General features: G+C 45.9%; 21 protein-coding genes, 1 pseudogene and 1 riboswitch. Of the genes and pseudogenes, 2 read left to right on the top strand and 20 right to left on the bottom strand.

Annotated elements, in window-relative coordinates:
• Window positions 1-12 precede the first annotated feature (12 nt).
• The 12 genes from sleB to MHB78_RS10740 form a co-directional block, all read right to left on the bottom strand.
• On the bottom strand, window positions 13-969 hold the full coding sequence (gene sleB, locus MHB78_RS10795) for a spore cortex-lytic enzyme (RefSeq protein WP_046129858.1): 957 nt from the start codon (window positions 967-969) through the stop codon (window positions 13-15).
• A gap of 145 nt (window positions 970-1,114) precedes the next feature.
• Entirely contained in the window at window positions 1,115-1,780 is a 666-nt protein-coding gene (gene prsW, locus MHB78_RS10790; protein WP_046129857.1) for a glutamic-type intramembrane protease PrsW, read from the bottom strand.
• Between the two features lie 77 nt (window positions 1,781-1,857).
• Window positions 1,858-2,826, bottom strand: a complete 969-nt coding sequence (locus MHB78_RS10785; protein WP_046129856.1) for an asparaginase — start codon at window positions 2,824-2,826, stop codon at window positions 1,858-1,860.
• A gap of 85 nt (window positions 2,827-2,911) precedes the next feature.
• Window positions 2,912-3,880 carry a YpdA family putative bacillithiol disulfide reductase gene (locus tag MHB78_RS10780; RefSeq protein WP_046129920.1) on the bottom strand — a complete coding sequence of 323 codons (969 nt, stop codon included), beginning with the start codon at window positions 3,878-3,880 and terminating at the stop codon, window positions 2,912-2,914.
• 90 nt (window positions 3,881-3,970) lie between these two features.
• Window positions 3,971-5,245, bottom strand: a complete 1,275-nt coding sequence (gene gudB, locus MHB78_RS10775; protein WP_046129855.1) for an NAD-specific glutamate dehydrogenase — start codon at window positions 5,243-5,245, stop codon at window positions 3,971-3,973.
• A 192-nt stretch (window positions 5,246-5,437) separates the two neighbouring features.
• Complete coding sequence (locus tag MHB78_RS10770; RefSeq protein WP_046129854.1) at window positions 5,438-6,022, bottom strand: genetic competence negative regulator; 585 nt, start codon at window positions 6,020-6,022, stop codon at window positions 5,438-5,440.
• Window positions 6,023-6,175: 153 nt separating this feature from the next.
• Window positions 6,176-6,967, bottom strand: coding sequence for a metallophosphoesterase (locus MHB78_RS10765; protein WP_046129853.1), 792 nt, complete (start codon window positions 6,965-6,967; stop codon window positions 6,176-6,178).
• Window positions 6,968-7,056: 89 nt separating this feature from the next.
• Window positions 7,057-7,500, bottom strand: a complete 444-nt coding sequence (locus MHB78_RS10760) for a YpbF family protein (protein WP_231592115.1) — start codon at window positions 7,498-7,500, stop codon at window positions 7,057-7,059.
• A gap of 70 nt (window positions 7,501-7,570) precedes the next feature.
• Window positions 7,571-8,326 carry a LysM peptidoglycan-binding domain-containing protein gene (locus tag MHB78_RS10755; protein WP_046129852.1) on the bottom strand — a complete coding sequence of 252 codons (756 nt, stop codon included), beginning with the start codon at window positions 8,324-8,326 and terminating at the stop codon, window positions 7,571-7,573.
• Window positions 8,268-8,912, bottom strand: coding sequence for a type II CAAX endopeptidase family protein (locus MHB78_RS10750; RefSeq protein WP_046129851.1), 645 nt, complete (start codon window positions 8,910-8,912; stop codon window positions 8,268-8,270). The genes MHB78_RS10755 and MHB78_RS10750 overlap by 59 nt, the downstream gene beginning before the upstream one ends.
• Complete coding sequence (locus MHB78_RS10745; RefSeq protein WP_046129850.1) at window positions 8,906-10,402, bottom strand: ATP-dependent DNA helicase RecQ; 1,497 nt, start codon at window positions 10,400-10,402, stop codon at window positions 8,906-8,908. Before MHB78_RS10745 ends, MHB78_RS10750 begins: the two co-directional genes overlap by 7 nt.
• Entirely contained in the window at window positions 10,395-11,453 is a 1,059-nt protein-coding gene (locus MHB78_RS10740; RefSeq protein WP_046129849.1) for a helix-turn-helix domain-containing protein, read from the bottom strand. Before MHB78_RS10740 ends, MHB78_RS10745 begins: the two co-directional genes overlap by 8 nt.
• A gap of 266 nt (window positions 11,454-11,719) precedes the next feature.
• On the opposite strand from MHB78_RS10740, the gene MHB78_RS10735 reads away from it, so the two are divergent.
• Window positions 11,720-11,968: a ferredoxin gene (locus MHB78_RS10735; RefSeq protein WP_046129848.1), complete on the top strand. Its 249-nt coding sequence runs from the start codon at window positions 11,720-11,722 to the stop codon at window positions 11,966-11,968.
• A gap of 83 nt (window positions 11,969-12,051) precedes the next feature.
• On the opposite strand, the gene MHB78_RS10730 is transcribed toward MHB78_RS10735, so the two are convergent.
• Window positions 12,052-12,636: an ECF transporter S component gene (locus MHB78_RS10730; RefSeq protein ID WP_046129847.1), complete on the bottom strand. Its 585-nt coding sequence runs from the start codon at window positions 12,634-12,636 to the stop codon at window positions 12,052-12,054.
• Window positions 12,637-12,788: 152 nt separating this feature from the next.
• Window positions 12,789-12,922, bottom strand: a riboswitch (FMN riboswitch).
• A gap of 235 nt (window positions 12,923-13,157) precedes the next feature.
• Between MHB78_RS10730 and serA the strand changes: the two genes are divergently transcribed.
• Window positions 13,158-14,735, top strand: coding sequence for a phosphoglycerate dehydrogenase (gene serA, locus MHB78_RS10725; RefSeq protein ID WP_046129846.1), 1,578 nt, complete (start codon window positions 13,158-13,160; stop codon window positions 14,733-14,735).
• A 39-nt stretch (window positions 14,736-14,774) separates the two neighbouring features.
• On the opposite strand, the gene MHB78_RS10720 is transcribed toward serA, so the two are convergent.
• The 7 genes and pseudogenes from MHB78_RS10720 to ccsB form a co-directional block, all read right to left on the bottom strand.
• On the bottom strand, window positions 14,775-15,596 hold the full coding sequence (locus MHB78_RS10720; protein WP_046129845.1) for a M23 family metallopeptidase: 822 nt from the start codon (window positions 15,594-15,596) through the stop codon (window positions 14,775-14,777).
• A gap of 131 nt (window positions 15,597-15,727) precedes the next feature.
• The gene (locus tag MHB78_RS10715; protein WP_046129844.1) at window positions 15,728-16,852 is read right to left on the bottom strand and encodes a hypothetical protein; all 1,125 of its coding nucleotides are present in this window, start codon (window positions 16,850-16,852) and stop codon (window positions 15,728-15,730) included.
• Window positions 16,788-17,372: an RNA polymerase sigma factor SigX gene (gene sigX / locus MHB78_RS10710; RefSeq protein WP_046129843.1), complete on the bottom strand. Its 585-nt coding sequence runs from the start codon at window positions 17,370-17,372 to the stop codon at window positions 16,788-16,790. Before sigX ends, MHB78_RS10715 begins: the two co-directional genes overlap by 65 nt.
• Before the next feature lie 279 nt (window positions 17,373-17,651).
• Window positions 17,652-17,887: pseudogene (locus MHB78_RS10705) on the bottom strand (LytR family transcriptional regulator); the annotation flags it as partial.
• Window positions 17,888-18,441: 554 nt separating this feature from the next.
• Window positions 18,442-20,223 (bottom strand): ATP-binding protein, encoded by a 1,782-nt coding sequence (locus tag MHB78_RS10700; RefSeq protein WP_046129842.1) that lies wholly within the window; start codon window positions 20,221-20,223, stop codon window positions 18,442-18,444.
• Window positions 20,220-20,942 carry a response regulator transcription factor gene (locus MHB78_RS10695; RefSeq protein WP_046129841.1) on the bottom strand — a complete coding sequence of 241 codons (723 nt, stop codon included), beginning with the start codon at window positions 20,940-20,942 and terminating at the stop codon, window positions 20,220-20,222. Before MHB78_RS10695 ends, MHB78_RS10700 begins: the two co-directional genes overlap by 4 nt.
• A 145-nt stretch (window positions 20,943-21,087) precedes the next feature.
• Window positions 21,088-22,263, bottom strand: a complete 1,176-nt coding sequence (gene ccsB / locus MHB78_RS10690) for a c-type cytochrome biogenesis protein CcsB (RefSeq protein ID WP_046129840.1) — start codon at window positions 22,261-22,263, stop codon at window positions 21,088-21,090.
• Window positions 22,264-22,265 lie beyond the last annotated feature (2 nt).

The raw sequence follows: 22,265 nt of genomic DNA, 5'->3' as shown, positions 1-22,265 counted from the left end.
AACACCTCGCTTTTATTCACAGAAAATGTGTTTGCCTATCCGTTTAATTTGCGGTCTTCCCCATATCCACGGACTTGTGGCCGTGTCAGGGTTGAAATAGTATAAGGCATTTTCTGAAGGGTCCCATCCATTGATGGCATCCAACACGGCTTTTTTCGCGGTTTTATCCGGCGTCATATAGATCTGACCGTCGGCTACGGAAGTGAAGGCAAGCGGCTCGAAAATAACGCCAGCAACCGAATCCGGGAAAATCGGACTGTTGATCCTGTTTAAAATAACAGCCGCAACCGCAACCTGGCCGTCGTACGGCTCACCGCGTGCCTCGCCGTAAACCGCCTTCGCCAACAGGTTGATGTCATTGCTTGAAAAACCCCCCGGCATGTTGGCCGCAGCGGCATCGTATTTTTTCGGAGCCGCCTGTTTTTTCTGCTGCTTTGGCGCTGCCTGCTTCGGCGCCGGTGCCGCCTGCTTCTGCTGCTGTTTTTGCGCCGCATACTGCTTCGGCGCCGCCTGCTGGCGCTGTCCGGCCTCCGCTCTTTTTCTCGCCTGCTGCTGCACCTCTTTCGAAGGCTTCGTCTGGTATTTCAGCGGAATGCTACCGTAATGCGTAAACTTATTCCCTTTTCTAATCTGCTCATGCACATAAGCGCTGTAGTATTTTGTCGTATTGACTAAATGTTGTTTTGTTTTCGGTCCGACAAGACCGTCTGTTTCCTTTAATCCAAACCGGTCCTGAAAATTCCGGACAGCCCAGTAAGTCGCCCATCCGTACACACCGTCGATTTTGCCATTATAATAGCCGTTATATTGAAGCCTTGCCTGAAGTTCGATCACATCATCCCCTGTCGCCCCCCGCTGTATAACCTGTTCAGTAAAGGCGGAGCTTTTTTGACTGAATGGAAGTGAAAGACTTACTGCCATCATCGTACAAAAAATGACATTCAAACAAAAAGAACCTTTCGACTTCATGTTTAAGCCTCCTCCAGCATTTTTGTACCCATATCTTTTGTAGAGAGGCAGATTTTATACACGCTTTCCTTTCTGTTTCAGCACCATTAAAATCTGGTGATACTGTTTGTTTTGCAAAATAAAAAAGCCGCCTCTATCAGGCGGCTTAAAGATCGAGCGGACGCTCTCCGACATTGACGGAACGTGCTTTTTTTGCTTTTCTGAGGCCGAACCACCAGAGAAACGCCATAAAGGGAAGCATAAAATAAATCCAATTTCTGAGGGCCAGCAGGATGTAGTCATAGAGACCGTGAAGCGCGGCAGGTATAAAAAGCGACAGACAAAGCCACTCGGCCTGCTTCTTCCTTTTTGAAAAACGGGCTTTGCCGATATAAAAGCCCATAATAACGCCGAATAAAGCATGGCTTGATACAGGAAGCAGCGCTCGCATGAACGCGTGTTCGACGCCGTTTCCGATTAAGTACAGAATGTTTTCCAATGTGGCAAACCCGAGCGAAAGGCTTGTCCCGTACATGATTCCATCATAATGTTCATCAAAATTGGCATGCTGGTAGACGCTGAACATGAGCAAAAACCATTTTAAAAATTCTTCCAAAAATCCGGAAGATAAAAAAATAACAAAATTGCTCTCAGAAATATTTTCTTTTTCCAAAACATACTGGATAAACATCGTCGGAAAGACGAGCAAAACCCCTACTATAAAAAGGCGTATGACCATTTGAATAGGCTCTGTTTCGTACTTTTCCTTTAAGTAGAAATACATCAGCAATGCGATTCCGGGAGCGACGCCTGCGGAGATAATTCCGAACATGAGAAACCTCTTTCCTTTTCTTCTCATTCTATCCTACCATGATTCACAATGTTTTGAAATCGATAAGGATTCAGCGGCTAATAACAAAACCTGTCTTTAATGCCGCTGTCATAGCTGGCCAAAAGAACCGCCAATTTTATTCTCGCTTTTTTGCTATCGTAATCTTTTCCGAGAATGACGCCTTTTTTCACCAGATCATAGCTGCTGCCGACATAGTCGTATGTCGTATAGACTTCTCCTTCCTCCGCGCTCGTCGTGATCACGATATGAATGCCCTTGTTTAAAGCAGCCTCTATATCAGCCACCATTTCCGGGGTGACCTGTCCCCTTCCGACGCCTTCAAGGACGATTTCGGCAGCACCTTCTTGAGCGGCAGCACGTATGAATTTCCCGTCCGCGTCAAGATAGCTTTTCACGATGTCGACGACAGGGAGAGGTTTTTTTAGACGATGGACGTCCCGCCTTAGCGGTTTCTGATAGACGTACACTTTGTCATTGTCAATGATCCCAAAGTATCCGAATCCGAATACGTCGAAGCCTTGAAGGTTTGACGCATGAACCTTTTTGACATAGCGTGCATTGAAAATCCGTTCATTGAAAACGACAACCGTTCCGGCTCCTTTTATATCCTGACTGCATGCCGTATAAACAGCATGCCTGATATTCGTATATGCGTCGCTGCCCTGCTCTTCCGGCGGCCGCTGCGAGCCGGTGACGACGACCGGACGGTCATCGCTGATCGTTAAATCGAGAAAGTAGGCGGTTTCTTCAAGCGAATCAGTTCCGTGCGTGACGACGGCTCCATCATACGTTTCGTCTTCGAAAGCCTTTTCTATCGTGCTTTTCAGCTTCAGCAGGTCGTGAAATGTAATGTGCATGCTCGGAAGCTGCAATGCCGGATATACGTCAACTTGTACATCTTCCGGAAGCTTGCAGATCCGGGCCAGCTCCGTCCCGCTTATGGCGCCTGCCGCAAGCCTCCCGCTTTCGGTTTTCCGGCTTGCGATCGTTCCGCCTGTCGTAATGAGAGCGACTTTATGTTTCATCTTCGGATGCCCCTTTGCGTCATAATCTGTGCTGCTGCAAAAAAAGAGAGAGCACATCTAAATATAGAATATGCTCTCTTCCTTTTTATATCCGTTTGGCGATTTCTGCAGCGATCAGTCCGCCGTGGAAGCGCCCGTTTTCGATAAAAATTTCGTTTGCATTGTTTCCGGCAGCGATGACGCCGGCGATGAAAATGCCTTTTTCATTCGTTTCCATCGTTTCTTCATTGAAAAACGGACGGCCTGATTCTGCATCAATCTGAACCCCCATTTTCTTTAGAAAACTGTGATCCGGATGATAACCCGTCATCGCAAACACAAAATCGTTTTTGATGGTGATTTCTTCTTTTGAATCAATGGTAAAAGTCAGCTGATCCTCTGTAATTTCCTTGACGACCGCACGAAACTCCATCCGTATTTTCCCGTGATTGACAAGGGATACGAATTCGGGAAGAATCCACGGCTTAATGCTTGAGGAGTATTCCGTTCCCCTGTATAAAACGGTCACGCGCGCACCGGCTTTGACCAGCTCCATTGCCGCGTCAACGCTTGAATTTTTTCCGCCGATGACTGCAACGTCTTTATCAAAATAAGGATGAGCTTCTTTAAAATAATGAAAAACCTTAGGCAGATCTTCACCCGGCACGTTCATATAGTTCGGGTTATCGTAGTATCCCGTCGCCACGATGCAAAACGAGGCCAAATACGCATCCTTCGACGTCTCGACTAAAAACCGGTTATCTTCCGTTTTTGTTACGGAATGAACTTTTTCGAAAGCATTGACTCTTATATTTTTCCGTTTGGCAACTTCCCTGTAATAGGACAGGGCCTGATTTCTGACCGGTTTGCGGTTTTCGGTAATAAATGCAACATCTCCGATCTCCAGCTTTTCGCTGGAGCTGAAAAAGGTTTGATGCGTAGGATAACGGTAAATGCTGTCCACAATATTTCCCTTTTCAATAACGAGGGGCTCTATTCCGATTTGCTGCATCGCGATGGCCGCTGAAAGCCCGCAGGGGCCGCCGCCGATAATGATCACTTTTTCTTCTTTCATGTTCCGTTCAACTCCTGTCATGTCCGGCAAATCAAAAAAATCTCCTATTTTATGATAGGAGATTTTTTGCGTTGTTGCAAATGGTTGGGCTTAGATCCAGCCTCTGAATCGGGATGCCTCCGCCATTTTGCGGACGCCCACCATGTAGGCGGCAAGCCTCATGTCGATTCTGCGGTTTTGCGCCATTTCGTAAATGTTGTTAAACGATTTGACCATCATTTTTTCCAGTCTTTCTTCGACTTCTTCCTCAGTCCAGTAGAAGCCCTGATTGTTCTGTACCCATTCGAAGTAGGATACCGTTACACCGCCGGCGCTTGCCAGCACATCTGGAACGAGGAGAATACCGCGGTCAGAAAGAATTTGCGTCGCTTCAAGAGTCGTCGGGCCGTTGGCGGCTTCCACGACGATTTTCGCTTTTATGTTATGCGCGTTTTCTTCTGTAATCTGGTTTTCGATCGCAGCCGGCACCAAAATGTCACAATCAAGTTCAAGCAGCTCCTGATTTGTAATCGTGTCATTGAAGAGCTTTGTGACGGTTCCGAAGCTGTCGCGGCGGTCTAACAAATAATCGATGTCAAGACCCTCAGGGTCATATAAGCCGCCGTATGCATCAGAAATGCCGACAACTTTTGCACCTGCGTCATGCATAAATTTCGCAAGATAGCTTCCCGCATTTCCGAACCCCTGCACAACGACAGAAGCCCCTTTAATATCGATGTTTTTCTTTTTCGCCGCTTCTTTAATACAAATCGTAACCCCTTTTGCTGTCGCAGATTCTCTGCCGTGAGAACCACCTAAAACGAGCGGTTTTCCGGTAATGAAACCCGGAGAATTGAATTCGTCGATTCTTGAATATTCGTCCATCATCCATGCCATAATTTGAGAATTGGTAAATACATCGGGAGCTGGCACGTCTTTTGTCGGTCCGACAATTTGGCTGATCGCTCTGACGTAGCCTCTGCTTAAACGTTCAAGTTCAGGAAAGGACATATCCCGCGGATCACAGATGATCCCGCCCTTTCCGCCTCCATATGGAAGGTCAATGATCCCGCATTTCAGACTCATCCAAATAGAAAGCGCTTTAACTTCTTTTTCAGTGACTCCCGGATGAAAGCGGATGCCTCCTTTTGTCGGTCCTACTGCATCATTGTGCTGCGCACGGTACCCCGTAAAAATTTTCACTGATCCATCATCCATGCGAACCGGAATTTTAACCGTTAAAAAACGAATCGGTTCTTTTAATAATTCATACACTTCTTCTGGATACCCCAATTTTTCAAGCGCCTTATGTATCACCGTTTGCGTTGATTTTAAAACATCGTGTGCATTTTCCTCAGTATGACCGGTGTTTTGATCGGCTACCATGATAAGTTAACCTCCTAAAGTCTTTCTGGCATGTTGTCCTTTCAGAGAATAGTATACACCCTTGCACTAATCATGCAAAGGACAAACAGCCCGTTTTCATAAAAAATATTCGAGAAAAATCATTTTTGTACATTCTTATTTTCGACAAAAAAAACTGCTGTTTAACACAGCAGCACATCTTTTGACATCCAACTATTTAAAGTACGTCTGAATGGTCTGAACGGCGTTGTTGTCCATGATTTTCTTCCCGTACTCCTGAAGTCTGTAGATCGTTAAGGTCGTCGGATTTCCGTACTCGGCCAAAATCGAGATCACGCCGTCAACGGAATGGGAATCGAAATCATCGAGGCTCAAAAAATACCGGCCTTCATAATGATAGACCGTACCGCCCTGGATTCCGATCCTGTCGAGATTTTTGGACAGCTCAATCAGATGTTCAAACGTTTGAAATTCATATATAATGTCAACACTTTCGCCAAGCTTGACCTGCATTTCTATATAATCCTCATCATACTCATTATCGTCTTCATCCGCTTCCTGGTTTTTCGTGACAATGATGACCATTCCTTGTGCTTGAAGAGAATACACTTCAACAGCAATTGGGCCATTTGCTTCAAACCCGAGCTCTGTATTCGCTTCGTTCATCATGTCTTTAAACAGCTGCTGAACTTTAAATGAGTCTTTCCAAAGGTCTTCTTTAGTCAGCCCCCGGTCTGTCAGATCGTCAAGTGTCAGAAAGATTTTAATCTTATTATAATTTAGACGCTCAAGCCGCATAACGTTCCCTCCTGCCTCTTCTTGCACACATCATTTATCTTATTATATGGAGATGATGAGTTATAGGTTCTTAATTTTGATACCAGTTTACACCGTGTTTCAGCGGAAGACAAGCACTATGCCGTCTTTTCGGAAAAAAAGCCGATACGGCGCCTATCCGCAACCGTCTGTCTGCACTGGAGCCAGTTTGATAAGATGTGTTTCCGGCCTAGCTCCGAGCCTCAAAGGAAGCCTTGTCGTTCCATAGCCGTTGCTGATCAGATAGCGGGTCCTATGAATCGTTCCCGTCCCGCCTTCTTTATATAGTCCGAATCGGCCGATGCGAATCTGGCCTCCGTGCGTATGGCCGCTGAGTATGATGTCAATCCGGTCCTCCTCATGTATTTGATGGTGTATTCCAGGATTGTGTGACACTAAAAGAGTCGGAGCGCCGGGATGAATATTCCGCACCGCCTCCGGCAAGTCGGCAAATCCGATCCTGAGGTCATCCACGCCGCAAACATTCACGATCTGCCCGCGGTGGTTGAAAACAGCCGATTCATTGCGCAAAGCGGTCACACCGTATGTTTTGAACAGGCGAACAAGCCTTGCCTGATTGATCTCGTAATCGTTGTTTCCCCACACAAAAAACGTTTTTCCCAAACTTGTCAGCCTTTTGATATTTTCTTCAATCCTCGCGAACGGAACGCCCCGCTCTGCCAGATCTCCTCCAATCACGACGAGATGAACGCCGTGCTCCTTCACCTTTTGAATGATTTCCCTGCTGACCGTGCGTCTGTGGATGTCAGAAATAAAAAAGACGTTAAGCGGATCTTTTCCGCGCAAGCGCCCGAGCGAAAAACCTGCGTGCATTACACGGTCTTCTTTGGCGATGGCTGACATTTTCCAGATCAAAGCGGATAAGCAGACGAAAACAACGGAAATGAAACTGACGAAAAAGATCATATGAATACCCCATTCTTGTTTTCTTTCTTATATAAGACGCCTGATAAAAAAAGACGTTTCTCTTCACAAAAGAAAACGTCAGCCCTTTTTTATTTGCTTTCAAAATACAAATTGATATCATAGTGCTGTTTCATCACTTTAAAGACCGTTTCCCTCGATTTCCATTCCTCGGGCTGGGGCCATAAATCGGTGCTTTTCTGAATAATCTCACACCTCAGTTTATGAAAATCCCCTTCCGCTTTCTCTTCCTTCTTTTTAAAATAATGTGCCGTACTGTATGCGAAAGCGGCAGCCAATATCCAAAACAGGTAAATGGAATCGTTCAGCAATTCGGCAAGGATGCCGTTTCGGCCAAGCCCTTTTCCAACTGCGAACAGGCAGAACGATACGGCGCAAACCGCGGCTGCCACGAGCCACTTAAGCGATTGCTTTCGATAGTTTTCATACTTTTCTTTTCTTTTGATTAAGCCGCGGAGCATTTGCTTTGTAGGTTCATCGGTAAAACGGTCCAGCTGATCAAGCGCGCTTCCCACATTCCTCACACCTTGTCCGATTTGTTTGTACAATATATATGAACGGGTCGGCGCATTCATGCAGGGAGCCTTAATAAAAAGGAATTTTCAGCACCTGTCCCGCATACACGTTATTGCCGGACAACTGATTATAACTGCGGATTTTTTCCTCGCCCGACCGGTCTTTATAATATTTCATGGAGATTCTGTAAAGGGTCTCCTTTTCTCCAACGGTATGCTGAATCACCTTTTTCGGTTCGGGCGCCTTTTGAACCGGCGCTTTTACGACATTTTTCTTTTCTATTGCGGTCTTCTCCCCGGCTTTTTTCTCTGCTGCAGCAGGTTTATGAACTTTTTTTTCTACTTTTGACGGCTTGTCCTCAGTTTTTTTCTCGTCTTTTGGCCGCTCTTCAGCCGCTTCTTTTTTTGGCTGGTCATCAGCTTTTCCCTCTGTTTGATCAGCCTTTTCCTCCTGAAGAGCGGCGGCTTGATCTGTTGAGTCCGCCAGTTGATCAGCCGCCTGGTCATCTAGAAAGCTTGTATCTTTCGATTTTTCATAAAATACATCGTCATATTGGTCAGGATTCGTATCGCTTTGATTCATCATGTACATGAACACCAGGAAGACGATGATTGGAATGAATAAAAATATGACTGCAAGCGAGGTAAATAAAGGATTCCTTTGTTTATTCTTTTTTTTCCCGTTTTTCTTTTTTTCACGATAAGACTGTCTGGAGGGGAGCTCTTCTTCGGGGAATTGCGGCTCTTCTTGCGCTTTTAGGGCAAGTTCAGCCTGAGCCTTTTCCCGCTCCATCTTCTTTCTCTCTATCCTCGACATCTCCGCCATGTAATCTCCTCCTTACGTGTTGAAAACGAATCTGAAACGCACTTGCAGCATCGATCAGGAAATGTGCCGTGACAGGGACGAATAAATTATCCGTCTTTAAAAAACTGATCCCGAGCAAAAAGCTGATCAGAACAACCATGACAAAGAGCAGCCATTTTCGCAAATAACGAAAATGCAAAAGCGCAAAAATGATGCTTGCCGCCCAAATGCCGAGATGAGTCTGGACGATCCCTCTGAACAATATTTCTTCAGTGAACGCGATGAAAAGGGTGAGCACGACAATATGAAAGTATGAACGGCTTCGAAAAAGCTTTTGATTTATCCCTTCATCGTCATACATATGCTCGGGAACCCATTTCATCACTGCAAGGTCAACGGCAATGACGAAAACAGCAAGCGGCACGCCGAAAGTGAGAATTCTGATGTCGCGTACGTTCCACAGCGAGAAAAAATCATTGATATCATCGAACAAAAAGACGCCCGTCAAGACCGCCGTACAAAGCATCAGAAGCTGGGAAAAATAAAGCTGCCTCAACATTTCCCTGTCTGACAGCCGGCTGATGATTTCCGTCTGCTTTTTCAGCATATCCGATCACGGCTGGCAGCAAATATCGTATCCAATTCCTCTTCCCATGCTGTTAGTTGGTTCATAAATGGATGATCTCCTTTAGTTTCATAATCTTCAAGATTTAATCCGCAGTGCGTGCAGCATGCCGTGTTACCGCTTTTTCCGGCGCTTAAGGTTTCATTAAAATAAGAAAGCAGCCCTTCCCGAAAGCACCCTTTGCTTTCTGTGATCTGCGCGAAGCCTGCCATTTTGTTTAGTTTTTGCTGTCTTCTAAAGTCCATTTCCTGATAAATAAGCTCTCTCGCCTTATTCCCCAAATGGCGAAATTTGAAAAACAAATGGGAGAAATGCCGGGCCTGTGTTTCCGTTAAGCCGGATTGCTCAAGGCTTTCCCTTGCGCCGCGTTCGTCCCGGACATCGGCAAGTTTTTCGTATAAAAAGTCGATTGTCTGTCTGGTGAGAGCTTCTGTCTGAATGAGCTGTTCCTGGATTCCCCTATCTCCCGGAGCCTTCAGCAGGATGCTGACGCTCTGTTTCCCATCCCGGCCCGCGCGCCCGATTTCCTGCATGTATGCTTCGATCGTTTGCGGAAGGTTGACATGGATCACATATCTGACATCAGGCTTATCAACTCCCATGCCAAACGCGTTTGTGCAGCAGACGATGTCAAGCTGATTGCGGATAAACTGCTGCTGAATCAGCATTCTGTCGCCAGCGTCCATTCCGCCGTGGTAAAACTCCGTTCTCATCCTCGTCTCTTCGGCGATCTTTCCGGCCAGTTCTTCGGCCCATTTTCTTGTCGGACAATAGACGAGGCCGGGGCCTTGAAGCTTGCGGACAAGTTCAATCAGCCTTTCGTTTTTTCCGGCGGTATCCTGGACCTCCTCGAGATGAAGGGCGATGTTCGGCCGATCGACCGAATGAATGAGATAGCGGACTTCGTTCAGCCCGAGCATGCGCGAGATGTCCTTTAACGTCTCTTCTGTCGCCGTCGCTGTAAGCGCCAGTGTGACGGGGCTATCAAGCTTTTTTTTGATGTCTCCGAGCTTCGAATAATCAGGCCTGAAATCATGCCCCCACTGCGAGATACAGTGGGCTTCGTCGACGACGAAAAGGCTGATTTTCATCGTTTGCAGCCGCCTTACCATCTGCTCAGACTGGAGAGCTTCCGGCGATATATAAAGAAATTTAAGCCTGTGGAGCTGTTTTAAAATGTATTCTTTTTCCTGATGGGTTAAGGCGCTGTTATAGGCAGCCGCCCTTTTCTCTCCCCGCATTTTCAATTGCTGCACCTGATCTTCCATTAAAGAAAGGAGAGGGGAAACGATCAACACCGTTCCGTCCGTCAATAGCCCGGGAAGCTGGTAGCACAGCGATTTTCCTCCCCCGGTCGGAAGCATCGCAACCGTATCCTGCCCTTCAAGCACGCTTTTCACGATTTCTTCCTGTCCTTTTTTAAAAGAGGTGTAGCCGAAATGGCGGCGGAGAGCCTCATGAAGCTTATCCATGCCGCGTCACCGTTTTCGACAGGGCGAGACGGATTTTAAAATAGCTGTATCTGCCCCCGAGCCCTTCTTTAATTTGCCTGATTTTATTCGTTTGATTGCGTTTTGCATAATCTGCAATGATTCTTTGTTCCTCTTCCGGCACGTATGTTTCAATTGAAAAAGCCGGATCGTGAATCGCGATTTCGACGATGTGATCCTCGATCGTTGCCGTTTTTAATTTTCGGATTTCCGCGATCCGCTCAATCGATTTTCCTTCTTTGATGAGAAACAGCGTTTTCCTTGTCGACTGCGTGAGCCCGTCTTTAAATGGTATGTCTTTGATCAGCGTTTCAAAAAGCGGGCTTTCACCCTTTTGAACGGATTGAATAAAATAGTGCAGAACATCCCAAAACAGAGCATATATGTACCATTCATCCTCACGCATCTTTTCCGCAAGCTGTTTACACGTAAAGCCGATCTTGGCAGCCGATGTCAGGGAATGTACAAAGACGGCGGCCTGCCGGTCGTCATCTAACGCTGACAGCTTTTCCTTCAATTCCGTATGAAAATGCGCTGCCAACTCATCGGCATTCCGGTTTCTTAAGTACCGCCTGACCCAATTTTGAATCTGGTAATCTTTTGTGATCGGCAAATAAAACCGCTCCCGATACCGTCTGTTTGACAGCACTTGAATCAAAAGGGACATCCTTTGCCACATGATATTTGCAGCCGCCTGATAATAGGCGCCGTGAAAATGCCGGGGCCAGGGATGGATGCGGAAGCAGCGTTCCAGTTCCTTTTCTCCTCTTTCAGTGACGGCAAAAGCGCCCGTCTCGTGTTTTTCGGTAATGAAAGATTCCCGCAGCAATTTTTGAAAACTGCCATTCAACCGATCTCGGGAAAGGGACGTACAAAAGCCGAAATACTTTGAGACGGCAAATAAACCGGCGTCCTGAATCGTCTGTGATGACCTTTTCCCTTTTAATAAATGATATACGGCGCTCGGCGACCGTTCTCCCCGCATTGATGTGAGAATGTCCAGCACAACGGCGTCAAAAAAATGAACCGACATAGCATCACCTACATTCTTTTAGGACAACATTCGATATTTTCTTCTTATTATTTTAACAGATTTTGCAGAGAAATCGACGTTTAAAGTCATCTAAAAGGGGCATGTTAGCAGTAGAACCCTTGTGTGATAAGCATTCTCAATATTTTTAAGTTGAAATGTAGGATTAACACCATTACAATAAGGAATGGGAATAGGTTTCATATCGGACCGATAGAGGGTTAAAACCATTTGTTCCAACGAAGAACCATCTGGGAGGTTTTTTATTTATGCCAAAATATACAATTGTAGACAAAGATACGTGTATCGCATGCGGCGCTTGCGGTGCAGCGGCTCCTGATATTTATGACTATGATGATGAAGGAATCGCGTATGTCACGCTCGATGACAACCAAGGCGTCGTAGAAGTGCCTGATGTCCTGGAAGAAGACATGATGGACGCATTTGAAGGCTGTCCTACTGACTCGATTAAAGTTGCGGATGAGCCGTTTGAAGGCGACCCGCTGAAGCACGAATAGAAAAAGCAATATCCGGCGAGAGTGTCTCCGGCCGGATATGTTCATGAAAAAGCCCGGCGAATGCCGGGCTTTTGTTGTATTAATTAATGCTGTCTTGCCACCTGTACATTTTCTTTCAGCCAAGGTCTCAGCTGAAGGAAAATCGGTGTGGACACCAATGTCACGACAAGGCCTTTAATGAGATTAAACGGCAGAATGCCTGCTATAATCGTCGTTTTCAGTGCGCCCCCTGATAATGCTGGAGCATGTAAGAACCAAGTGTATGCAGGGATAAACAGAACATAATTCAAGATGCTCATCAGGGCGGCCATTAAAACCGTACCCAGAACAAGAGCAGCTGCAAACCCTTTGGCAGAGTTCGTTTTTTTCAGCATAAAAGCGGCCGGCAGTATAAACAGCGTTCCGGCGACAAAGTTCGCTGTCTGATCGATCGGTACGCCTGATGCGCTTCCCGCAATGAAGTAGTTCAGCACGTTTTTAATCGCCTCAACGGCAATTCCGGCGCCAGGGCCGTATAATATGACAGCAAGCAATGCCGGGATATCGCTGAAATCGATTTTTAAATACGGATACGCCCCCAAAATCGGAAAGCTCAGCATCATTAATACGAATGCAATACTGCTCAGCATACTGATGGACACTAGACGTCTTACTCTGTTGTGCTTCATTTGTCTCTTTCTCCTTTTCGATCACATCTCACGAAAAGAGGAATGGTTCTAGCCCCCGTCCACAAACAAAAAACCCGCTTTTTGCAAAAGCGGGGCCGTTTACAGACAGGTCAAATAAACGTTTCGAAATATGTATTTCAAAACGCAGGAACCTCCATCTTCTCCCATCCAGACTATACTGTCGGCTTCGGAATCTCACCGAATCCTGCCTCATAAAGGCTCGCGGGCTTAGAGCAAAAAACTCATCACCGCCGGTAGGGAATTTCACCCTGCCCCGAAGATTGATCATATTAAATTTTATTTTCGATATTATTATAGTGTAGTTGTGAAGAAATGTACAGATGAAAGCTCAAGTCTCTTTCATCAGCAGAATGCATTACCCGCACACCGTCTAAAATCCGCACATTCACACTTTTTTCATTTTTAATTTTCGTCTTTTACACTTGAAACTCATTGACACCATTCTCGTAATATGGTAAATTATCAGATATTTATGACGTTTATTTAGGAGGAAATCTTACATGTTTCGAGTATTGGTCTCAGATAAAATGTCAAGCGATGGACTTGCACCATTAATGGAAGCAGATTTTATTGAAATTGTTCAAAAAAATGTCGCGGAAGCGGAAGACGAGCTGCATACCTTTGATGCTCTTCTGGTAAGAAGCGCAACAAAGGTAACGGAAGAGCTGTTTAAAAAGATGACCTCATTGAAAATCGTCGCGAGAGCGGGAGTAGGCGTTGACAACATTGACATTGACGAAGCGACGAAGCACGGCGTAATTGTGGTGAACGCGCCAAACGGAAACACCATCTCAACGGCGGAACATACATTTGCAATGTTCTCTGCACTAATGAGGCATATTCCGCAGGCGAACATCTCCGTCAAATCGCGCGAATGGAACCGTTCAGCTTTTGTCGGGTCAGAGCTTTACGGAAAAACGCTCGGCATCGTCGGAATGGGACGGATCGGAAGCGAAATTGCGAGCCGCGCCAAAGCGTTCGGAATGACGGTCCACGTATATGATCCGTTTCTGACCCAGGAAAGAGCGGACAAACTCGGAGTCAATGCCAACAGCTTTGAAGAGGTGCTCGCCTGCGCGGATATCATCACAGTTCACACACCGCTGACGAAAGAAACGAAAGGCCTCTTAAACAAGGAAACGATCGCAAAAACGAAAAAAGGCGTCCGTCTCGTCAACTGCGCAAGAGGCGGGATCATCGATGAAGCGGCCCTTCTTGAAGCGCTTGAAAGCGGCCATGTCAGAGGGGCGGCGCTTGACGTTTTTGAAGTCGAGCCTCCTGTGGATTCCAAATTGATCGATCACCCGAACGTGATTGCCACTCCGCATCTGGGAGCTTCGACAAAAGAAGCCCAGCTGAATGTAGCGGCGCAAGTATCGGAAGAAGTTCTGCAGTATGCGCAAGGAAACCCTGTAATGTCAGCGATCAACCTTCCGGCCATGACAAAGGACTCTTTCCAAAAGATCCAGCCGTACCATCAATTTGCCAATACGATCGGAAACCTTGTATCCCAATGCATGAATGAGCCTGTGAAAGATGTGGCCATCCATTATGAAGGATCCATTGCAAAGCTAGAAACATCATTTATTACAAAAAGCCTTTTGGCCGGATTCCTGAAACCGCGCGTTGCTGCAACGGTCAATGAGGTCAACGCCGGAACCGTCGCGAAAGAGCGCGGCATCAGCTTCAGCGAAAAGATTTCTTCCAATGAATCCGGTTATGAAAATTGCATTTCAGTTAAAGTAACAGGCGATCGTTCGACGTTTGCTTTAACTGCAACGTACATTCCGCACTTTGGCGGACGCATCGTCGCTTTAAACGGATTTGATATCGATTTCTATCCAAACGGTCACCTTGTCTACATTCATCATCAGGATAAGCCGGGGATGATCGGTCATGTCGGCCGGATTCTCGGCGATCATAACATCAATATTGCGACAATGCAGGTGGGACGGAAAGAAAAAGGCGGCGAAGCGATCATGATGCTTTCATTCGACCGCCATCTTGAAGACGATATTTTAAACGAACTGAAAAACATCGACGATATCGTTTCGGTTAAGGTCATCGACCTGCCGTAGCAGCCGGCGGAGCCCTGAAGCAATCAGGGTTCCGTTTTTTTACGACGAACGGTCCACCCTGATAAGGAGCGGCTGCTGCGGGTAGATGGTCTCCCCTTTCAGTCCGTTCCACTCTTGAATTGCTCCGGCGGTCACGCCCATTTTTTCGGCAATGCGGTAAAGCGTATCACCTTTTTGAACAATATAAGTGCGCTGCTTTTCCCGGCTTTCGTCGAGACGCAACGTCTGACCGGCGTAAATATTCGGGTTTGCAAGGCCGTTCATCTCCATCATTTTCTCGACGGATAACCCGTTTTCCCGGCTGATCTTCCATAGCGTGTCCCCTTTACGAACGGTGATCTCGCTTTTTGTCTCAGCGCTTCCTTTATTTACATGAACCGAACTCGGACGGAACGCCTCCTCGCTGTATACGGTCAGCGGGTTAATCGCGTTTTTCTTATTCTCAGTCCAAGCGCCTTGATGGATTTCAAAGTGAAGATGCGTTCCCGTCGATATTCCGGTATTTCCGATGATTCCGATTTCCTCTCCTTTTTTCACGCGGTCACCCTTTTTCTTTAGCCGTTTGTTCAAATGGGCATAGACGGTTTCATACCCGTTGTCATGTTTGATGAAAATGACTTGGCCGTATGAGTTCGATGCATACGATTTACTTACGGTTCCATCTGCGGCAGCTACCACCATTTCTCCCTCAGGAGCCGCGATGTCGAGTCCCTTGTGTTTGCCGCCCCTTGTGCCGAACTTATCCGTTATTTCCCCTTTAATCGGTTCGGTCCAACTGCTTTTAGTTGCCGATGCAGACGGAACCGCGATGCAAGGCCATGTGATCAGTAATACGCAAAATAGGTATCTGAACGGTTTCAAGTGTTCTGAATCCTCCTCTGATGGTGCCGGCTGTTTTAGCTTTCTTTTACGACAGCTTAGTATAATTCCAAATGACGGTATTTTATACATTTTATTCATCAAAAAAGAGACTCCTCATCAGAGTCTCTTTTTCAGCCTTTTATCGTAATCGGGTTCGGCGCGTACGGAACGGGAATCGATTTTGTCAAATCATAGCTGCCGATCTTATCGGTGTTCGCATTCGTAAATTTTACTTTTGTATAGCCGAAATCTTTTGCCGTCAGGAGCAGGCCTTCCAGCATTAAAATATCATCGGATTGATTTTGAATGTCCGCAGACGGTGAAAAACGAATGATCAGCTCTTTTCCGTTTTCTTCAACAGCCTGAATCGCACGGTCGCCCGATAAAATGGATTTGATATGAGAGCCGCTTTCTCCGTGCTGCATCTGGCTGATCGCTTCATTTATACTTTGATACGATTCGCGTGACGGCACAAGAAACTGCTCACCGTCAGAATCTTCATATAGGAAATAGCCCCTTTTGGTCTTCTGCTCGATTGACAGATCCATAAGAAGTCCGTATGAATCAATAGTAACGCCCGGTTCGCCGTTTGAGACAAACTGAACAGTGTCGCAGGAACCCCATTTAAAGGTTTCATTAATCACTTCTTTCATCAGCTCGAAATCGTCCGTGGAGATTCCAGAAATGTCCTTATTCACTTGCAGGGTGACCGAGTGGCTTTCCGTTTGCTCACTGAATGTCACATGTTGAAAATAAGATGTGTCCAATGGCTCAAACTGATCGGCATCAAGCCGGGCGTATTCGTTGAGCGCGTCTTCAACCGTCTTCATGCCGGCTTTTTTCCTAATGCTGACCGGCACGACGACCGACTTCGAATCATCGGGAAATGCAAAGGTGATATAGTTGTCTTTTTGATCGCTTGGAACGACATATGTATTTGCGGGTTCAGACCGGTCGGCAGCCGTCTTCGTTTCCTTATGCTTAGCTTCCACTTTGCTTTGGCTGCCGGAAGCAATGTCAGGATTTTCACCGTTTTGCTTTGTCTGGTCAACCAATTGAGGAGTTATCAGCATAAGAAGAAAGAGAACGCAAACTGATGCAGCAAATGCCCCGAACCGTTTTTTTGAGGGAGTTTTTTTCGGCTGTGCGTGAAGCAGCTTTTGATAGATTTGATACGGTGAACGATCATCCTTAACCGTTGGAAGTTGGCTTAGTAACATCTTTAGCCGTTCTTCGTTCCATTCTGACTTCTTCATTCCTTTGCTCCTCCTTCAAAAGCTCCATCTGTTTGCGAAGTACCTTCAGACCGCGATGCTGAGTCGTTTTCACCTTGCTTTCAGAAAAATGTAAAGCTTGGGCTGTTTCTGCAATCGAATACCCTTGAATAAACCGAAGCACGATGACAGATCGTTGATCCAATGTACATTTATCAAGCGCTTTAAAGATTTCATTAAGATTTTCATTCTGCATCAAAATGTCCTCAGGCAAGGGTTGCCGGTCTTTTACATCCTGCTTCTCCCAGTCAAACGTCCCCATGATCCGCTGGCGGATCGTCTGCTGTTTTCTGAACCAATCGATGGCGACATGCCTTGCGATTGAAAGAAGCCATGTTTTTTCGCTGCTTCTGCCTTCAAATGTTTCATACGAATGCAGAACGCGGATATAGACTTCCTGGACTAAATCTTCAGCCTGGCTTTTGTCTTTTACCATATAAAATAAAAACTGAAATAAATCTTGGTGATATGTATCATATATTTTCTGAAAGGTTTCTTCCACTTGAAACCCCTCCGTTCAATTTATTGTCGTTTGTCAATCATAAAAAGTTACATTACAACTATTACAACTATATTACGAAAATATGAAAATGGGAAGGGAATTTCCCTAAAGTTAAACTAAAATTTAACTATACCACATTATAAAAGCACCTGCTCTAAATGAACAGGTGCCAACGATTACAACCGCCCTTCAATTAGGCTTTTGTTCTTGCGGACGGCGTTGTTGATCTTGACAGCAAATAAGGTTAATTCTTCCTGGGATTGACTGATTTTCATCGTGCTATGATTTTAAGTTCAATTGCCGGCGAAGCTTTTTCGAGATCTCCTTTCTCTTTTCGTCGGTTACAACATGGAACCATAAGCCATCAATTTTTTTATCTTCACCTTCAATTTCGAATTGTTTAATATCCTTAGCAGCTTCTTTATAAGAGCTTTGATATCGATCATGTTGTCCAGCGTCAAGTTCGTTTTTACGTTTTTTTCTAATGCAGTTAAAATCTCTTAATAGTTTGTTAATCCCTTATGAAGGCAGGGCAATCGGTTCATCATCTTCAATAAGCAGTATTCTGATTTTATCCACAAAAAATCATCATTCCCTGTCTCATGCTTTATATTTATCTAGATATCTCTTATGTATATATTACAGCTCATTACTCAACAATTTAAATTTGTTAGATATTTATTATTTTAGTTTCATGACCGTCTTCACTATGATAAATTCATTAGTGACCCCACCGGCATATGTTTTTGCTTCGTTTATCCGAACAATTCTCCAAGTACTTTCCTATATTCTTTCCGCCGGAAACTGTTGGACATCTACGGTCTCTGCAACAATTCCCCTGCATTCAGTATTGCTAGATTAAATGTTTTTCCGCCCGAGTTAACAAACAGGCATTTATGCTTTTGATGACTAACATGCTGCTTCCTGGTTCTAACTCTCAACCTAGGTTCTATACGTCCATTATGGGGAAGTTACTTTTCCATCAAATTGCATGGTTTGCTTCCGAATGACTGAGCACCTGTTCTGGATGAACAGGTGCTCTCTGTTTCTTATGGAACAATATTCTTCGTCAAATTTGGCCAGCATCTTTCTTTTTTCTTGGAATGTAGAACGTAAATGCCGTGCCTTCGTTCAGCTTGCTGTGGACGGTGATCGAACCGTTATGGGCATCGACAATATTTTTGACGATGGCAAGTCCGAGGCCTGTTCCGCCTTTTCCTCTCGTTCTCGCTTTATCCGCTTTATAAAAACGCTCGAAAATAAACGGCAGATCTTCCTCGGGAATGCCGCTGCCCGAGTCTTTCACGGCGACTTTCAAGCCGCTTTCGACGGATTGGACATCAACGTGGACGTTCCCGTTTGGATTGGTGTGACGGATGGCGTTATCAATTAAATTGGTCAGCACCTGCTCCATTTTATCCGGATCAAACATGAATTTGGCTTCGTGCAAATCCAGGTGATGGGTAAGGCTGATCTCTTTTTCTGCGGCTACGCCGTAAAACTTTCTGAACACCCTTTCGAAAAACTCCCTGAGATCCACGTTTTCAACGTTTAATGAAATATGCCCTGCTTCCATTCTTGCGAGGTCGAGCAGATCGTTGACAAGCCTCCCCATCCTCAGCGATTCGTCATAAATGACCTGGGCAATTTCCTTTTTCTCTTCCTCGGAACTCGCAATATCATCGACGATCGCTTCGCTGTATCCTTGGAGCATTGAGATCGGCGTCCTCAATTCGTGGCTGACGTTGGCGATAAAGTCTTTTCTCAGCTTATCGAGCCGCCTTTCCTCGGTCATGTCCCGCAGAACGGCAACCGCTCCGCGCACATGGGACTGATTGTAGAGCGGGCTCATTAACAGCACCCACGTTCTTCCCTGCAGCGTCATTTCGATCATTTGCTCTTTTTCCGTGCTGACGGTGTTTTGGAACAGCTCCCGCGCTTCAGGAGGAAGTTCATCCCCCTCCTTTACATTCATGTGCTGCTCATAATACCATGCCTGCAAAAACCGTTCGGCAGGAGGGTTTGTAACAAGGATCGTTCCGTCGATGTTGATGGTGATGACCCCGTCAGCCATACTGCTTAAAATATTTGACAATTGTTCTTTTTCCTGATTCAAAGCCGTAATGTGGAATTTAAGCTGACGTCCCATCTGGTTAAAAGCGATGGCCAGTTCCCCGATTTCATCCTGTGTTAAGATCGGGATTTTCGTATCAAATTTTCCTTTTGCCAGGTCCTGAGCGCCTTCCCGCATTTTTCTGAGCGGATAGGTGACCCGGCTTGACAGGAAGAAAGCGAAGAACGTCGTTAACACGATGGCGATCGCAGCGGCAAAGAGAACATATCTTGTCGTATGTTCTGTCGTATCCTTGACCGCGAGAAGCGACTGGGAAAGAAACACCATCCCTTCACCCTTCCCTTTTCCATAAGGCACGCCGACGATCAGCTGGTCGTTCTTCTGGTTTTTCAAGGACAGCCTTTTTTGCACCTTTTCATGATTGGCGAGCGCGCGGCTTAAATCAGGGTCGCCTTTGATCTCCTTCAGCGTAATGGAAGACAGCTTTTTATCCTGATTCGGCGAATACCAATATTCGTTCTCGTTTTTAATGATGGCGATCGCTGTCATCTCGTCAGCAAGCTCCCAGGTGATCGATCTGGCGACTTTCTGATCGTCATGGTTTTCAATAATGACAGCCACTTTGTTGGCGAGCTTCGTCAAATCCGCCTCGGCTTCCTGGACATGATAGTTTTCGATAAATTCAAGCAGAAAAAAGGTTAAAATAATCAGAACTAATGAGACTAAGAGAAGGATGGTAAACCATAGTTTACCAACGACGCTTTTCCAAAACTTCATTCGTTTCCGACCTCAAATTTGTAACCGACACCCCAGACCGTCACGATTTTTTTGGCCGCTTTCGGAGAGACTTTGTTCAGCTTTTCACGTAAACGTTTGACATGAGTATCTACCGTTCTTAAATCCCCGAAAAACTCGTACTGCCAAACTTCCTTCAGCAGCTTTTCCCGATCGTATACTTTGTCAGGCGTTTTCGCCAAAAAGTAGAGAAGCTCGTATTCCTTAGGCGTCAGGCTGACTTCGGTTCCGTCCGCCATGACCCGGTGGGCGTCATGATCAATTGACAGATGGTTAAAAACAAGCACATTTTTTGCCGTCGTATCCGTATTGAGATAAGAGGTTTGCGATGATCTCCTAAGAAGCGCTTTAACCCTCAGCACGACTTCCCGCGGGCTGAACGGTTTCACGATATAGTCATCCGTTCCGACTTCAAAGCCCTGCACCCGGTTGGCTTCTTCCCCTTTCGCCGTCAGCATGATGATCGGCGTTGCTTTTTTATCGCGAATTTGACGGCATACTTCAATGCCGTCCGTACCCGGCATCATCAAATCAAGCAAGATCAAGTCGTAATGCTGGCCAAGAGCTTTATCGATGGCTTCATCTCCGTTCTCGGCTTCTTCAATTTTGTAGTTTTCCCTTTCGAGATACATTTTTAATAGACGTCTGATTCTTGCCTCATCATCTACTACTAATATTTTTGTCTCTTTTGTCTGTTCCATCGGTAAACCTCCCGAAATTGAATCTTCTTACATTCATTTTAGTAGAAAAGCTGCTGTAATCCAAGTGAGATTTGCTTTCCAACGTTTGAACGCCTAAAAATACCGGAGGTTCAAGGATGATCCCGAACCTCCTTAACACGAGGGATCATGCGTAGGAATGCAGACCTGCGATCACAAGGTTTACAAAAATAAGATTAAACATAATGATGGCAAAACCGATGACAGCGAGCCAGGCTGATTTTTCTCCGTGCCATCCTCTTGAAAGCCTGAGATGCAGATAGGCGGCATAAAACAGAAAGGTAATGAGCGCCCATACTTCCTTCGGGTCCCAGCCCCAGAATCTGGTCCAGGCAATCTGCGCCCAAATCATCGCAAAAATGAGCGCGCCCAACGTGAAAACCGGAAAGCCGATCGATACCGACCGATAGCCGATTTCATCGACGAGATCAAGGTTGACGTTTTTCACCAGCGGCTGAAGGAGCGCGCTGATCCGTTTTCTCGCGATCAGTCTGATGGCGCCGTAAAGCAAGATTCCTACAGCAAACGACCAGAGGACGGTATTTAATTTCCTGCCGGAAAATATCGGCGGAACATTGACGATCGGCTCCATTTTCCCCTCTGTCAACAGCTCGCCTTTGTTCGGTCCGATAAGCGGCGGAAGCTCATAGACCATCGTTTCTTCTACATTCTCTTTGTTTATCCACTTAAACTTTGCCTCATAGCCGCCGATTCTGAATGCACTTGTCACAAGGATAAACGCCAGGGTGGCAACAAGCATAAACATTACGAATTCGAGCCAGAACGTTTTTCTGCCGGGATTCGACTGATCCACATGCTTGAGCAGAAAAATGACGCCTGCGACAAAACTGACCGCAAGAATCGCCTGACCAAGCGCTGCCGTCGTTACGTGAATGTACAGCCACCTGCTTTGCAAGGACGGAATCAGCGGTGTAATATCGGTCGGGAACATGCTGGCGTATGCGATTAAAAGCAGCACGACAGGGAGCGTAAACAACCCTAAAGCTGATAACTTGTAAATAAAATAGATGATGATGAACGCCAAAACGAGCATCATGCTGAAAGCTGTTGTAAATTCAAAGAGATTGCTGACCGGCGCATGACCGGACACGATCCATCTCGCGATAAAATAACCGAGTTGGCATACAAATCCTGAGATCGTAATCAAGACGGCGATCGACGCCCATCGATTCTTTTTTTTCGGCGCGGATGTTTTGCTTCTGATCGAGCCCCCAAAAAAGAAGACTGCAGCCAGATACAAAAGAAATGCCGCGTACAATAAATTCCCGCTGAGCTCTGCCATGA

It is taken from the genome of Bacillus sp. FSL K6-0138 (genome assembly GCF_037982765.1).
In the GTDB taxonomy this organism is placed as follows: domain Bacteria; phylum Bacillota; class Bacilli; order Bacillales; family Bacillaceae; genus Bacillus; species Bacillus glycinifermentans.
The sequence above is the reverse complement of the archived record's forward strand: the minus strand, read 5'-3'. Positions and strand labels throughout refer to the sequence as shown.

Excerpts from the sequence above, each read along its gene's own strand:
- sleB (WP_046129858.1), bottom strand. The coding sequence starts at position 969 with ATGAAGTCGAAAGGTTCTTTTTGTTTGAATGTCATTTTTTGTACGATG.
- prsW (WP_046129857.1), bottom strand. The coding sequence starts at position 1,780 with ATGTTCGGAATTATCTCCGCAGGCGTCGCTCCCGGAATCGCATTGCTG.
- MHB78_RS10785 (WP_046129856.1), bottom strand. The coding sequence starts at position 2,826 with ATGAAACATAAAGTCGCTCTCATTACGACAGGCGGAACGATCGCAAGC.
- MHB78_RS10780 (WP_046129920.1), bottom strand. The coding sequence starts at position 3,880 with ATGAAAGAAGAAAAAGTGATCATTATCGGCGGCGGCCCCTGCGGGCTT.
- gudB (WP_046129855.1), bottom strand. The coding sequence starts at position 5,245 with ATGGTAGCCGATCAAAACACCGGTCATACTGAGGAAAATGCACACGAT.
- MHB78_RS10770 (WP_046129854.1), bottom strand. The coding sequence starts at position 6,022 with ATGCGGCTTGAGCGTCTAAATTATAATAAGATTAAAATCTTTCTGACA.
- MHB78_RS10765 (WP_046129853.1), bottom strand. The coding sequence starts at position 6,967 with ATGATCTTTTTCGTCAGTTTCATTTCCGTTGTTTTCGTCTGCTTATCC.
- MHB78_RS10755 (WP_046129852.1), bottom strand. The coding sequence starts at position 8,326 with ATGGCGGAGATGTCGAGGATAGAGAGAAAGAAGATGGAGCGGGAAAAG.
- MHB78_RS10750 (WP_046129851.1), bottom strand. The coding sequence starts at position 8,912 with ATGCTGAAAAAGCAGACGGAAATCATCAGCCGGCTGTCAGACAGGGAA.
- MHB78_RS10745 (WP_046129850.1), bottom strand. The coding sequence starts at position 10,402 with ATGGATAAGCTTCATGAGGCTCTCCGCCGCCATTTCGGCTACACCTCT.
- MHB78_RS10740 (WP_046129849.1), bottom strand. The coding sequence starts at position 11,453 with ATGTCGGTTCATTTTTTTGACGCCGTTGTGCTGGACATTCTCACATCA.
- MHB78_RS10735 (WP_046129848.1), top strand. The coding sequence starts at position 11,720 with ATGCCAAAATATACAATTGTAGACAAAGATACGTGTATCGCATGCGGC.
- MHB78_RS10730 (WP_046129847.1), bottom strand. The coding sequence starts at position 12,636 with ATGAAGCACAACAGAGTAAGACGTCTAGTGTCCATCAGTATGCTGAGC.
- serA (WP_046129846.1), top strand. The coding sequence starts at position 13,158 with ATGTTTCGAGTATTGGTCTCAGATAAAATGTCAAGCGATGGACTTGCA.
- MHB78_RS10715 (WP_046129844.1), bottom strand. The coding sequence starts at position 16,852 with ATGAAGAAGTCAGAATGGAACGAAGAACGGCTAAAGATGTTACTAAGC.
- MHB78_RS10700 (WP_046129842.1), bottom strand. The coding sequence starts at position 20,223 with ATGAAGTTTTGGAAAAGCGTCGTTGGTAAACTATGGTTTACCATCCTT.
- MHB78_RS10695 (WP_046129841.1), bottom strand. The coding sequence starts at position 20,942 with ATGGAACAGACAAAAGAGACAAAAATATTAGTAGTAGATGATGAGGCA.
- ccsB (WP_046129840.1), bottom strand. The coding sequence starts at position 22,263 with ATGGCAGAGCTCAGCGGGAATTTATTGTACGCGGCATTTCTTTTGTAT.